This window comes from Microbacterium saccharophilum, from assembly GCF_007992455.1.
Lineage (GTDB): Bacteria > Actinomycetota > Actinomycetes > Actinomycetales > Microbacteriaceae > Microbacterium > Microbacterium saccharophilum.
In genome coordinates, this window is record NZ_BKAH01000003.1 from 93,242 (window position 1) to 106,353 (window position 13,112).

Consider the following 13,112-nt stretch of genomic DNA (forward strand, 5'->3'; position numbering starts at 1 on the left):
CCAGGATGGAAGGGATCCGGCGACGAGGAGAGGGCCCCTATGCCTGAAGGACGCGTACTCGAGTTCACCGGCGTGACCAAGCGGTTCGGCCCGGTGACGGCGGTCGGCGCGTTCACGGCACGCGTGGAGCCCGGCGTCGTGACGGGGTTCCTCGGGCCCAACGGCGCCGGCAAGACGACGACGCTGCGCATCCTGCTGGGCCTCGTCCGCGCCACGTCGGGCGTCGCGACGATCGGCGGGCAGCGCTACGCCGAGCTCGCGCAGCCGCTGCAGACGGTGGGTGCGGCGCTGGAGGCGTCGAGCTTCCACCCCGGCCGCACCGCCGCGAACCATCTCAAGGTGTACGCACAGGCCGCCGGCATCCCGCACGCCCGCGTGGACGAGGCGCTGGGCGTCGTCGGTCTCGCCGACGTCGGCGGCCGGAAGGTCGGCGGGTTCTCCCTCGGCATGCGTCAGCGGCTCGGCCTGGCCTACACCCTCCTCGGCGACCCCGGGGTGCTGGTGCTGGACGAGCCGGCCAACGGGCTCGACCCGGAGGGCATCAAGTGGATGCGGGGGTTCCTCCGCGAGCTGGCCGCTCAGGGGCGGACCGTGCTGGTCTCCTCGCACATGCTCGCCGAGATCCAGCAGTCGGCGGACTCGCTGCTCGTCATCGCGCGCGGCCGGCTCGTGTTCCAGGGATCGCTGGAGGCGCTCACCCCGCCGGACGAGTTCGCCACGCTCGTGGATGCGCCCGACCGGGCTGCGCTGCGCACCGCCCTCGACGCGCGGGGCCTCGGGTACGACGTCATGCGCTCGGGCCTCTCCGTCCGCGGCGCCGACCCCGCGGCCGTGGGCGCGATCGCGGCGGCTGCGGGCATCGCCCTGTCGACGCTGCAGCGGCGCGGCCCGGCGCTCGAGGAGGTCTTCCTCGATCTCGTGAACGGCATCCGCACGCACATGCCGGATGCTGCCGCCCCGCCGGCGATCGCGCCCGCTGCCCCGGCCCTCCCGGCGGCGGAGGCGCCCGACGTGCCGCCTGCGGAGGAGGAGGCGCCTGACGACCTCGACGAGGCGATCGCCGTCGATCGTCCGTGGGAGGCGGCGGAGGAGAAGACGGAGTCCGACGTCGAGGCCGACCACTTCTTCTCCCGCTACGACGATGCGCGCCGCCCCGACGGAGAGGGGGATCGGCGATGAGCCTGACCCGCGCGACCCGCTCCGAGCTCACCAAGCAGTTCTCCACGTCGCTGTGGTGGGTCCTCGCCCTCGTCCTCGTCGCCTGGGTGGGCTCGACGGCCGCCGGCCTCGCGGCCGTCTTCGCGGCCGGCGCGTCCGGGGCCCTGGGGGACGCCGCCCAGGGTCCGCAGCTGCCCGCAGAGCTCATCCCGCCCATGGTCTACAGCCTCGCGACGGCCGTCGGCTACGTCTTCCCGCTCCTGATCGGCGCGCTGCTGGTCACCGGGGAGTTCCGCCACCAGACGCTCACGCCGACGTTCCTCGCGACACCCCGCCGCGGGGTGGCGCTCGGCGGCAAGATCGTCGCCGGCATCGTCGTCGGCCTCCTGTTCGCGCTCGTCGCCCTCGTGTCGACCGTCGTCCCGGGCGCCGGCATCCTGGCCGCCTTCGGTGTCGACACGCAGCTGCAGGACGCGGACACCTGGGCGATGGTCGGCCGGATGGTGATCGCGTTCCCGCTGTGGGTGCTGATCGGCATCGGGGTGGGCACGCTCGTCCGCAGTCAGGTCGGCGCCGTCGTCGGCGTGATCGCCTTCACGCAGTTCATCGAGCCGATCCTGCGGGTCGTCGCAGGGCTCGTCGACGGCCTCGACGCCGTCACGCAGTACCTCCCGGGCGCCGCCTCCGACGCGCTCGCGGGCGCGAGCATCTACACCGGCATGGTCGGCGGGGAGACCCAGAGCCTGGAGTGGTGGGCCGGCGGCCTCGTGCTGCTGGCGTACGCCGTCGTCTTCCTCGGCCTCGGGCACCTGCTCAGCTGGCGCCGCGACGTCAGCTGACCCTCGTCAGGCGGTCGCCGGCGCCGGCCGCCGCGCGCGGGGCGCCTTCGGCCGCGGGGCCGCGGTGGGAATGGCGCCCGTGACGATGTCGACGACATCGGTGGGCTCGGCATCCGTCTCCAGCTGCAGCGCCTGCACGAGCGCGAGTGCGTGCCGCGTCGTCAGGACGAGACGCTGGAACTCCGACTCGCCCTCGATGTCGATGACGACGGCGGGCCGGTGCCCGCGCACGACGACGAAGTCCGACGCGCCCGCCGCCCGCCACGTGCCCATCGCGACGACGCCGCGCACGTGCGTTCCCGGGCTCGCGACGCCGCGCAGCCACGTCCACGCGTCGTCGGTCAGCTGCACCTTCCGGATCTGCGTGCGCGCGACCTTCACACTGCCGCGACGGAAGGCGAGCGCCCGCTCGGCGGCGGAGAGCACGACCTCCAGCTGCGTCGAGTCGAGCAGGAGAGTCACCATGCCCTCAGTCTGCCAGCGCGCGGCGTGCCGTGTGCTCACGGACCGGCAACGATCCGCGGCGTGTCACCGGTCCGCGGCGTCCCGGGCGGGTGGTCAGAGCGTGAACTCGTCCGTGGCGTGCGGCAGCGGGAAGCGCGAGACGGCGTCGATCAGTCCGCCGACGGTCTGCTCCCGTGCGACGACATGGATGCCGAGCCCGACCTTGCGGGCGTCCTTCGCGGTCCGCGGACCGATCGCCGCGATGACCGTGTCGGCCGGGATCTCGGGGAACTGCTCCCGCACCTGCTCCGCGACCGAGCCGCTCGTGACGAGGATGGCGTTGATCCGCCCGCTCTGCACGTCGTGCGCGATGCGCTCGGTGACGGGGACCCCGACGGTCCGGTACGCCACGACGCTGCGGACGTCGTGGCCCGCCTCCGTCAGCCGGCGCGTCAGCACGGGCTTGGCGATCTCGCTGCGGAGGGTGAGGATGCGGCGCGGCTCCGGTTCGAGCGCGATCAGCTGCGCCGCCATGCCCGCGGCCGAGTTGTCCTCGTCGGGCACGAGGTCGACGCGGTACCCGACGGCGCTGAGCGCGGCGGCGGTCGTCTCGCCCACGGCGGCGACACGCGTCGTCGCGGGGATGACCGCCCGGTAGGCGTATAGGACGTCCACGGTCGTCGCGCTGGTGAGGGTCACCCAGTCGAAGGCGCCAGCGGCGAGGTCGGCCAGCGCCTTCTCGAGCGTCGCCTGGTCGGTCGACGGGGCGAAGTTGATGAGCGGTGCGATCACGGGGACGGCGCCCTGGGCGCGCAGCGTCGCGGCGACGCTGTCCCCCCACGGACCGCCGCGCGGGACGAGCACACGCCAGCCCTTCAGGGGCTTCGCGGCCGTGGCGGCCTGTGGCTGTGTGTTCATGCTCGACTCTCGTGGTCCTTCGCCGGACGCCCGTTCGAGCGACCGACAGCGCGACCGGGCGAGGACAGACGTCCACGCGCTCGGGATCGCATCGTCGGCAGCATCTGCCTCATCGCCACTGCCTGAGGTTCGAGCATACCCCGCACCCGTCCGCCGGGCTCTGCACCCCAGATCAGCGGGTGTAAAGGCGGACGATGCCCCACACCGCGAGACCCACGACGGCGGCCACGCCGGCCACCGCCGCAGCGGCCCCGGTGGGGTTGGCGCGGGCGAAGCGCCGCGCGGCGACGACCTGCTCGTCGACGACGTCGCCGATCCGCTTGGGGACGTTGGCCTTCTCCTCGATGGCGAACAGCGCCGCTTTCAGCTCGGCGCGGGCGCGCTCCACGGGGTCGGCGATGCCGAGAGCCACGGCGGTGCGGGGAACGATCTCAGAACTCATCGGTCACGTCCTTCACGATCCGCGCGTCGGCCTTGATCGACTTCGCGGGGCTGTCGGTGCGGGTCAGCTTCTTGATGCGCAGGATGCCGAGGAGCGCGAACACGATCGCGATCACCAGCAGGAGGACGAGCACGATGAGCGCCGCGAGCCATGCCGGTATCCAGGACGCGAGTCCGATGATCGTGAACGCCCCGAGCGTCGGGATCGCCCAGAAGAGGAAGAACAGGGCGATGACGAACCAGACGCCGCCCATCCCGGCATCCTTGCCGACGCTCTTGAGCCATTTCTTCGCGGAGTCGATCTCCGCGGCGATGAGGTTGCGGACCAGCTCCGGCACCTCACCCAGCAGGGTGAAGAGGCTGTCGTCGGAGCGGTCGCGGAATCCGCGGGGGGTGCTCATCTCAGCTGTCCGCGGCCTTCGCCACCTTCGCGGCGGCCTCCTTGGCCTCTTCGGCGGTCATCTCGCCCGCGCGGACGACGTCATCGGCGGACTTCTTGCCGGCACGGATGGCGGCGTCGAGCCGGTCGCCGGCGCTCCCGTTCTTGCTGGCGGCCTTGCCCACCTTCACCGCGCCGTCCCACAGGGCGCTGGGCAGCGCCATGGCCGCGGTCTTTCCGAGCTCCTTGGCCTTGTCGACCTGCTTCTGGACCTGCGGGGTGTCCCACACCTTCTGCACGCCGTCCTTGATCTGCTCGTAGCGCTCACGCCCGGCACGCGACCCGAGCACGTAGCCCGCCGCAAATCCGATGACGATCCCGATCTTGCCCCTCATGGGGTTCTCCTCACGCTCGTTGCCGATGGTGCTGGTGACACCAGGGTAGTCCTGTATGCCTGTTCCGGCATCCGGGGGTTGCCAAGGGCGGCGTCAGTGCGTAATGTGCCCCATCGGCGTTCCCCAGAGCGCGTGTCCACGGACGAGATCGGCCTCTGCCACGGCATCCGCGGCGACCCGCGCGGGGTCACCGCCGACGAGCCAGCCGCCCGTGAGGGCGAGCCCGGCGTCGTGCGCGGCGCCGCGGATCGCGGCCGTCGCCTCGGCGTGGCCGCTGACCTCGGCAGGCGTCACGGAGACCTCGCGGCACACGTGCGCGCCGCGCAGCTCGGAGCGGGTCAGGGGCACACCGGTGAGGGCCGCGGCGGCGTCGAGGGCGCGGTCGATGGCGGCGTCATCGTCGCCGGCGTCGGCGCGGGGCGCGGACGCCACTCGCAGGAGGGGGGATCCGCGGTCGAGGGCATCGGCCAGCCCGGGCCATTCGGCGGTCGCGTGGCGGAGGACCGTCCCGTCGGTCGCGGCCACGGCGACGCGGCGCGGCGCGTCCGCCAGCGCCGGGGCGTGGACGAGCAGCGTGACGATCTCGCGCGGCGGCGTGGAAGCCTGGAGGTCGGGCAGGGCCGCGAACGGGTGGACGAGCCTGCGGGCCTCGGCCTCCCCGGTCGCCACGATCACCGCGTCGGCAGCGACCTCCAGCGGGGCTCCGTTTTCCGCGGGGTCGCAGGTGAGGAGCCAGCCGGTGTCGGTGCGAGCGAGGGTCTGCACGCGCGCGCCGCGCTGGATCGTCACCTCGAGGAGGGCGAGCCGCTCCTCGAGGCTCTCCGTCAGGCGGGTCAGGCCGCCGCGGAGCGTCGCGCGCCGGGCCCGCGCCACGTGCTCCGGCGTCGCCGCGAGCAGTTCCGCGACCGCTCCGCTCAGCGAGCCGGCACGCGTCAGAGCGCCGTTGAGTCCCGGGACGGCCGCGTCGACGTCGAGCCGGTCGGGGTCGACCCCGAACCGTGCGCGGACGGCCGGCGCGACCATGCGATCGGCGACGCGGTCGCCCATGCGCGTGCGCACGAGGTCGCCGAGGCTGCGCGCGCGGCCGATGGTGAGCGGCGGCCGGAGGCGGTCGAGGTAGGCGCGCCACGCGCCCCGCCACCCGATGAGCCGGCGGACGTCGTCGGCGAACGGGTTGGCGGGGATGCCGAGGATGCTCTGCTCCGGGAGGGCTGCCAGCCCGCCCGGCAGGCCCGCCACCCACACGGCGCCGGCCGCCGACTCGACGATGTCTCCGCTCAGGCCGAGGTCGTCCAGCAGCGCGGCGAACGCCCCCTCCGGCGGGGCGAACGCCTCCGCACCGACGTCGACGGCGGTCCCGCCGAGGTCCGCGGCGACGATCCCGCCGCCCAGGCGCTCTGCGGCATCCACGAGCGTCACACCGATCCCGACTTTGGCGCACTCGAGCGCGGCCACGAGGCCGGCGAGGCCGCCGCCGATCACGACGATGCGGGCGTCACGGGCGCGCCCCACGAGGCCGGAGGCAGAGTCGGTCATGGCGTCCATCCTCGCACTCGGTGATCGACTCAGCCGGCGGCCGCGCGGCGTCGCAGGCGGGCCTCGGCGCGCGTCGAGGGGCCATCGCCCGGCGCCCCGGCGGGTGCCGGGGAGCCCCCGCCGGGCTGGTCTGCCGTGGTCACGCGTCCGTCGTGCAGCTCGATGACGCGATCGGCGCGCGCGACGAGCAGGGGATCATGCGTCGCGACGACGGCGGCGAGGCCGCGGGCGTGCACGAGGCCGACGAGGAGATCCATGACGGATGCCGCCGTCCGGCTGTCCAGCTGGCCCGTCGGCTCGTCGGCGATAAGGACGCGCGGCCCCGACACGATCGCCCGCGCGACTCCGACGCGCTGCTGCTGTCCGCCGGAGAGCTCATCGGGGCGCTGCCCCGCGTGGTCGGCGAGACCGACGTCCGCGAGCGCCGCCGCGACGCGCTCGGCGCGCTCCCGCGGGTCGGTCCCGGCGATGCGGAGTGGCACCTCCACGTTCTCGGCCGCGGTCAGCACGGGGAGGAGCCCGAACGATTGGAAGACGATGCCGAGCTCCCGGTGCCGCAGCTCCGCGAGGGCGGTCTCCCCGAGGTCGGCGAGGTCGTGACCGGCCAGCTCGACCCGCCCCGCCGTCGGGGTGTCGAGGCCTCCGAGGAGATTGAGCAGCGTCGTCTTCCCTGCGCCCGAGGCACCGCGGACCACGAGGAGCTCCCCGGCCCGCAGCGTCAGATCGACGTCGACGCACGCGTGCACCTCGCCAGCGGGCCCGAGGAACGTGCGGGACAGCCGTTCGGCGCGCAGCAGGATGTCACCGGTCATCAAAGGCCTCCTCCACAGGCTCCGCCACGGGATGCCGGGGCGGGCCGCTCGCCGGCTGCCCGGGTCGCACCGCGACGAAGTCGTTCTCGAGGTCGAGTCGGACGCGGTCCCGCAGCTCGAGCGCCGTCACGAACTCCTCCGGCAGCTGCAGTCTGCCGACACGGTCCAGGACGGCGTACTCGGCCGCGACATGACGCTCGGCCCCCTCCGCGTCGATCTCCATGGAGCGCAGGACCTCGGTGGATGTCCTGCCGTCGCGGATCTGGACCGTGCGGCCGACGTGCTCCGACACCGACGCGTCGTGCGTCACGATGAGCGTCGTGACGCCGAGCTCCCGGTTCGCCGACCGCATCGCCTCCAGGACGTGCGCACTCGTCTCGTCGTCGAGTTCGCCGGTCGGCTCATCCGCCAGCAGGACCTGCGGCCCGTTCGCGAGGGCGATCGCGATCGCCACGCGCTGCTGCTCGCCGCCGGACAGCTGGCTCGGCCGACGGGCCGCCCCGTGGCCGATCTCGAGCAGCTCAAGCAGCTCCGCCGTCCGGGTGCTGCGCTGCGCCTTGGGCACGACGTCGGCGACGGCGAGCGCGGCACCGACGTTCTCCGCGGCCGTGAGATACGGCAGCAGGTTGCGGGCGGTCTGCTGCCAGACGAAGCCGACCACACGACGCCGGAAGGCGACGCGGTCGCGATCGGTCATCGCGAGCAGGTCATGACCGGCGACGTGAGCGGTGCCGGCCGTGGGCACATCGAGGGTGGACAGGATGGACAGCAGGGTCGACTTGCCGGACCCGGAGGCCCCCACAACGGCCACGAGCTCGCCCTGTTCCACCCGCAGGTTGAGTCCCTGCAGCGCCTGCACCTCGATGCCCTTGGCCGTGAAGATGCGGACGAGGTCGGCGCACAGGATGGCCGGCTCGGTCGACGGAAGCGCCGAACCGGCACCCACCGGCACCGTCTCTGATCGCGTCATGGGTTCATCCTTCCTGTCCTCCGCGCAGCAGCGTCGTGGCGCGCACGCGCCGGGACACCGCCAGGGCGATGAGGGTGAATGCGGCGGTGACGACGGCGAATCCGACGACCGCTCCGCCCAGCAGCAGCGGGTCGAGGTGATAGGCGGGATTCGATGGCGCCCCCGTGAAGGCTCGCAGGTCGACCGCACCGAGGATCAGTGCGGGCAGCGCGAGCCCGACCCCGACGCCGATGACGACGGCCGACGCGGCACCCGGCCACAGTTCCCACGCGATGAGGCCGCGCGACACCCGGGGCGGTGCCCCGAGGACGCGAAGCAGAGCGAGTGTGCGGTCGCGCCCGCGGGAGCCCAGCGCGAGGGTCAGGACGACCGTCAGCGCACCGAGGAGCGCGACCCCGACGGTCGCCGCGAGCAGGCCCACGCGGATCGCTGCGGTGCCCGTCTGCCCGGACAGCGCGGCGATCCGCTCCCCAGGCGTCGTGACGACCGCGTCGGGCCCGACGATCTCCGCAACCGCTGCCGCGACGGCCGCGACGTCGGCACCCGGGCTCAGGCGGAAGAGGGCTGCAGAGCTCGCCGGGACCCGAAGCCCCGCGATCTGCTCCACATCGGCCGCCGCGGCCAGCGCCCAGTTCGCCGACACGCTCTCCAGCCCCCCGGCCCGGGAGACATCGACGACGACGGCCTGGGCGCCTTCGAGGCGCACCTCCTCCTCGCCGTCGATCGCGGCGGATGCACGGGCGGACAGCACGACCGGCACCTCGTCGCCGGGGCTCTCGAGGTCGGCGCCCGCGGGAAGCAGCGCGAAATCGGCATCCTGGGCGGCCGCGAGGTCTGCCGGGTCGGCGAAGAGCACCGTGACGACGGCGACATCGACGGATGCTCCCGCCCCGGCGCGCAGGCTGGATGCCGGCATGACGGCGATGGGCGCGAGTGCCTCGATCCCCGGCACCGCGCGCAGCTCCGCCAGCGTCTCGGTGGACAGGTCGGCCCGCGTGACCTGGAGATCTGCGCCGACGGTCAGCCTGGCCGTGCTCTCGATCTCATGCTGCAGGGATCCGTACAGGACGCCGGATCCGACCGCCGATGACATCCCGATCACGAGCGCGAGGACGGGCGCGATGCCCGCCGCCGGCTCCCGCAGCGCACGCGCCCCACCGACGAAGCCGACGAGGCCGCGACCACGGCGGGCGCGCGCGAACAGCATCCGCACGGGAAGCGGCACGAGCCGCAACGCCAGAACGCATCCCGCGAGGCCCCAGAGCAGCGGGACGATCGCGGGGAGGACTGCCTCGCCGCCGGTCTCGGATGCCGACGAGCCCACCGCCGCATCGGCCGAGGACGAGCTGAGCAGGGCCGCCGTCGCGATGACCGCCAGCGCGACCACCACCCCCTCCGCGGCGACGCGGAGGGTCGCCCGGGCGCGGGACGGCGCGCGCTCGAGGTCGCGGAGCCCCGGCGGAGGAAGGGGTGTGAGCCCGAGGATGATGGCAGGCAGGACGGCCACGACGCCCGCGCCGATCCACGTCGGGGTCGGCACGGGCAGGCGAGCCACAGCTGCGATGGCGACGATCGTCGCGGCGGCCAGGAGCGCCGGCAGGAGACCGAGGACGACTCCGTGCGCGGCGAGCATCCCCCGGAGGAGGAGGGGAGAGGCACCCCGCGTCGCGAGCAGGCCGAGTGACGCGCGCCGTGTACGTGCGACGACCCGGCAGGCGAGGGCCACGACTGCTACCGCCACCCCGGCGGGCGCGGACAGCGTGAGGGCGATGACGGCGCTCATCGCGCCGGCGGATGCGACCGCACCCTCGATGGCGTCGATGGCCGTGGTGCGGAAGCTGAGAGTCAGCACGCTGCCGATGCCCTCTTCCTGCGTGCCGACGCGGTGGGCGTGGGCGGTCAGCTGCCGCAGCTGTTGCAGCACGGCGCCGGCGTCCGCCGCATCCATGGCGGAGGCATGCAACGGGAACCACACCTGCGTCCGCCCGGTCGACCCGGCCCACGACGCGAGCATCTCCGGCGCCAGGAACCCGGTGCCCGTGACGATCCGGTCGCCGCTGCCGGCGGCGTACTCCACCTGCGGGACCAGAACGGAGGGCACGTGGTACCAGTGCTCCTCCGAGCCGGCACGGGCCTCGAAGGTCCCCGTGAGCACGAGCGAGACGGCGGCCACCGGGTCGCTCTGCACCTCGCCGATGTCCCACTCCAGAGCACGGGCCGTCTCCTCGGACAGGGCGACCTGCATGGGGGGCGCGTCCGCGTCGGCCGCATCATCGGTCGCCGTGGGCTCGGGCCAGGCGCCCCCGACGAGGACCGCGTTCTCGGTGTACCGGGGGTCCAGGGCGAGCACGACGGAGTTGCGCCCATCGCCGCCGGAAAGCGCCACCCCGGCGCCGTCGGCGCGCATCGAGATGCGTGAGACGGAGGAAGGCTCCCCCACGAGCGAGGCCAGCGGCTCGTCGAGACCGTCGCGGATGTCGGCGAGCCGGCTCTGCCATCGACCCCACACGGCGTCCAGGTCGCCCTCCAGGTCCGCGGCGCCGGCACCCACGGACGGAAGGCCGAGGGCGGCGGCCTCCAGATCCCTGGCACCCGGCGCAAGCGCGGCGACCGCCTCGCGGGCCGTCGCGTCGACGAGGGCGCTCAGCACGATCGGCACGCTCACCGCGACGGCGCTGAGCAGGAACGACAGCGCGGCGAGCAGCGCGGACGGGCCCGGATGCGTGCGGAGCAGTCGCGCCGTGAGGCGGCGTCGGCCGGTGACGGTCACAGGGCCTCCCGCACGCGACCGGCCCGCGCCTGACCCGCCATGATCCGGGAGACGATGACGGATGCGGCCGCCACGGCGACGCCCAGGACCGCGAGGAGCACGAGCGCCGGACCCGCGCCGAGGGTGATCCCATCGGCGAACATCGCCGCGACGCCCGGCACGGCCGCCCGGGTCAGCGCCGGGACGGTCAGCCATGCGACGACGGTGCCGAGCGCGAGCCCCGCACCGATCGCCGTCAGCGTGACGACGATCAGCTCGGCCGCCCGGGTCCGCGCCTGCGCGGCCGGGGTCACGCCGAGCGCCCGGAGCACGAAGACCTCGGTGGCACGGCTGCGGGTCGACGCGATCGCCGCCGCGATGGTCGCGACTGCCGCAAGGACGGCGCCCGCCCCCGCCGCCACCCACCACACGGCACCGAGCGCGACGCGGGCCTCGACGGCGGCATCCGCTGTCACGATGGAGGCGCCGGGGACGGCTGCGCGCAGCGCGGCGACCGCATCCGGGCCGTTCGCCCACACCTGGTCGGCCGCCAGCGGCACGCCCTCCGCGAAAAGAGCGAGGGACAGGGGGTCCAGCGCCACGAGGACGGCGTGCGCTGCCGCCGTGCCGGGCACCGACGGGAGGACACCGGCCACGGCGAGTGTGACCGTGCGACTCGAGCCCGCCAGCCGTGCCGTCAGGACGTCGCCGTCTTCGAGGCCGAGAAGGTGTGCGAACGGCGCCGTCACGACGGCCGGCAGCTCGGATGGCACGGGAGCGAAGGCGCTCACGGCCGTCGGTTCGGCGGCGGAGAGGGCGATGGGGTCGGTGGACGGCCAGGCGATCGGCTCGTCTGCCGCGAGCGCGATGGGCGTGGCCGAGTACGGCTGCGAGCCGGGGCTGTCGGCGAAGCCGACACTCACCCCGAGGAGGGTCCAGGGCGCTGCGCCCGTCGGCAGCTCGCCGCGGGCGGTGAGTCGCGCGGTCCGCGGTCCGGTCCGGTCCGAGGTGAGCTGGAGGTCGACGCCGGACGGCGTGCCGCGGGCGTCGAGGAGCCACGCCTGCGCGGTGAGAGCCCCGACCTCGGGCGGTGGCGGGGGGCCGTAGATGGGCTGCATGCCATCCGGCCCCCAGCCCTGGAAGACATCGCCGTCTCCGGTCGCCGCGATGTCGTAGGTGGCCTCGAGTGTGGTGGCGGATGCGGCGAGCGGCACCCCCACGGGGCCCGACTCGAGTGCGGCGGCGAGTGCTCGCGTGTCCGCGACGCCGGGCGCGATGACTTCCGCGATCGCGGCGGCGGGGAGCGCCTGCAGCTGGAGCCCGGCGTCGCCCGCGGTCGCGTCCACCGCGAACCCGGCCGCGGCCGAGCGGACGCCGTCGGAACGCGCGACCCCGTCGACCTGGGCGGCCGTCACGCGCGGCGCACCGAGGTCGGCTCGCGCGTCTGCGCCCGCGGACAGCGCCGCCGACGCGTCACCGGCCTGCGCCCAGCTCGCGGTGGAGGCTCCGGCCAGCGCTGCTCCCCCTGCGGCGAGTGCGACCAATGCGACGACGGCCCCGAACGCGCCCGCATTGCGGGCGATCGTCCGCGCCGGGAGGGAGGGCAGCAGGCGGGGCCGGGCGGCGGCGAGCGCGGCGAGCGCGGCGGCGACATGCGGGAACACGGTCAGGACGATCAGCGCGGCGGCCCCGAGCGCGAGTGCCGGGGCGACCGCGGTGACGACGAGCGTCCAGGCTCCGCCCGTCCCCTCCTCGAGCCCCCGCAGCTGCCAGACGAAGAGGGCCGCGGCGAGCGTAAGGAGACCTGTGGAGACGGCCGTCGCGAAGCCCCGGGTCGCCACCGCTTGCGATGGATCTCCTGCCTCGGACGCGCGGTGCGCGGCGACGCCCGCCGCGGGGCCCAGGATGGCCGCCGCGGCGACGGGGATGATCCACGTCGCCCGCAGCGACGCCGACGCCGCAGCGACGAGTCCGTCCGCCGAGCCCGTGAGGGCGGCGGTGGTCGCCGCGACGGCGAGCGCGCCGAGCGCCCACCCGATGAACGCGCCGACCGCGGCGGTGAGAGTGAGCTCGGTGATGGCCGCTCGCCGCGCGGCACGGGGCGAGAGCCCGCGCGCCCGCAGCAGCACCGACTCGACGACGCGCGAGCCGCCGAGCAGGCGAGCCAGCTGGAGGGCCGCGATGACGCCCGCGACGACGACGAGCGCGAGCGGCACAGGCGCGATGGCGAGCACCGCGCGGATGGTCGTCGCGGCGCCCTGGAGGGTGTCGGCAAGGCCGCCCTCGACCGATGCTCCTTCCGGCGCCAGCCCGTCGACGTCGCGCACATCGCGCTGAAGGTAGGCCAGGTCGTCTGCGACGGCGGGCACCTGCCATGGGTCGAGCCGGTCGGGGTCGATCGTCAGTTCCCAGCGGCTGCTGCCCCCGCCGGTGTTCTGCTGCGCGTCCACGCGCAGGGTCGCGCCGAAGCG

The 13,112-nt window shown here is 74.5% G+C and carries 12 protein-coding genes; 2 read left to right on the forward strand and 10 right to left on the reverse strand.

Annotated elements, in window-relative coordinates:
• The first annotated feature begins 39 nt into the window (after positions 1-39).
• Positions 40-1,179 (forward strand): ATP-binding cassette domain-containing protein, encoded by a 1,140-nt coding sequence (locus tag MSA03_RS04205; RefSeq protein WP_147049765.1) that lies wholly within the window; start codon positions 40-42, stop codon positions 1,177-1,179.
• Positions 1,176-1,997, forward strand: coding sequence for an ABC-2 transporter permease (locus MSA03_RS04210; RefSeq protein WP_028496371.1), 822 nt, complete (start codon positions 1,176-1,178; stop codon positions 1,995-1,997). Before MSA03_RS04205 ends, MSA03_RS04210 begins: the two co-directional genes overlap by 4 nt.
• A 6-nt stretch (positions 1,998-2,003) precedes the next feature.
• Here the strand turns inward: MSA03_RS04210 and MSA03_RS04215 are convergent, their stop codons facing one another.
• The 10 genes from MSA03_RS04215 to MSA03_RS04260 all read right to left on the reverse strand — a co-directional run bounded on the left by MSA03_RS04215 (position 2,004) and on the right by MSA03_RS04260 (position 13,091).
• Positions 2,004-2,462, reverse strand: a complete 459-nt coding sequence (locus MSA03_RS04215) for a hypothetical protein (protein WP_028496370.1) — start codon at positions 2,460-2,462, stop codon at positions 2,004-2,006.
• 93 nt (positions 2,463-2,555) lie between these two features.
• Positions 2,556-3,359: a uroporphyrinogen-III synthase gene (locus tag MSA03_RS04220; RefSeq protein WP_028496369.1), complete on the reverse strand. Its 804-nt coding sequence runs from the start codon at positions 3,357-3,359 to the stop codon at positions 2,556-2,558.
• A gap of 172 nt (positions 3,360-3,531) precedes the next feature.
• Positions 3,532-3,801 carry a hypothetical protein gene (locus MSA03_RS04225; protein WP_028496368.1) on the reverse strand — a complete coding sequence of 90 codons (270 nt, stop codon included), beginning with the start codon at positions 3,799-3,801 and terminating at the stop codon, positions 3,532-3,534.
• Entirely contained in the window at positions 3,791-4,201 is a 411-nt protein-coding gene (locus MSA03_RS04230; protein WP_028496367.1) for a phage holin family protein, read from the reverse strand. The genes MSA03_RS04225 and MSA03_RS04230 overlap by 11 nt, the downstream gene beginning before the upstream one ends.
• Before the next feature lies 1 nt (position 4,202).
• Positions 4,203-4,574, reverse strand: a complete 372-nt coding sequence (locus MSA03_RS04235; protein WP_028496366.1) for a hypothetical protein — start codon at positions 4,572-4,574, stop codon at positions 4,203-4,205.
• Between the two features lie 93 nt (positions 4,575-4,667).
• Positions 4,668-6,110 carry a protoporphyrinogen/coproporphyrinogen oxidase gene (locus tag MSA03_RS04240; RefSeq protein ID WP_147049766.1) on the reverse strand — a complete coding sequence of 481 codons (1,443 nt, stop codon included), beginning with the start codon at positions 6,108-6,110 and terminating at the stop codon, positions 4,668-4,670.
• 29 nt (positions 6,111-6,139) lie between these two features.
• Complete coding sequence (locus MSA03_RS04245) at positions 6,140-6,922, reverse strand: ABC transporter ATP-binding protein (protein ID WP_147049767.1); 783 nt, start codon at positions 6,920-6,922, stop codon at positions 6,140-6,142.
• The gene (locus tag MSA03_RS04250; protein WP_147049768.1) at positions 6,912-7,892 is read right to left on the reverse strand and encodes an ABC transporter ATP-binding protein; all 981 of its coding nucleotides are present in this window, start codon (positions 7,890-7,892) and stop codon (positions 6,912-6,914) included. The genes MSA03_RS04245 and MSA03_RS04250 overlap by 11 nt, the downstream gene beginning before the upstream one ends.
• 4 nt (positions 7,893-7,896) lie before the next feature.
• Complete coding sequence (locus tag MSA03_RS04255) at positions 7,897-10,662, reverse strand: FtsX-like permease family protein (protein ID WP_147049769.1); 2,766 nt, start codon at positions 10,660-10,662, stop codon at positions 7,897-7,899.
• Complete coding sequence (locus MSA03_RS04260) at positions 10,659-13,091, reverse strand: FtsX-like permease family protein (RefSeq protein WP_147049770.1); 2,433 nt, start codon at positions 13,089-13,091, stop codon at positions 10,659-10,661. The genes MSA03_RS04255 and MSA03_RS04260 overlap by 4 nt, the downstream gene beginning before the upstream one ends.
• Between the last annotated feature and the right edge of the window lie 21 nt (positions 13,092-13,112).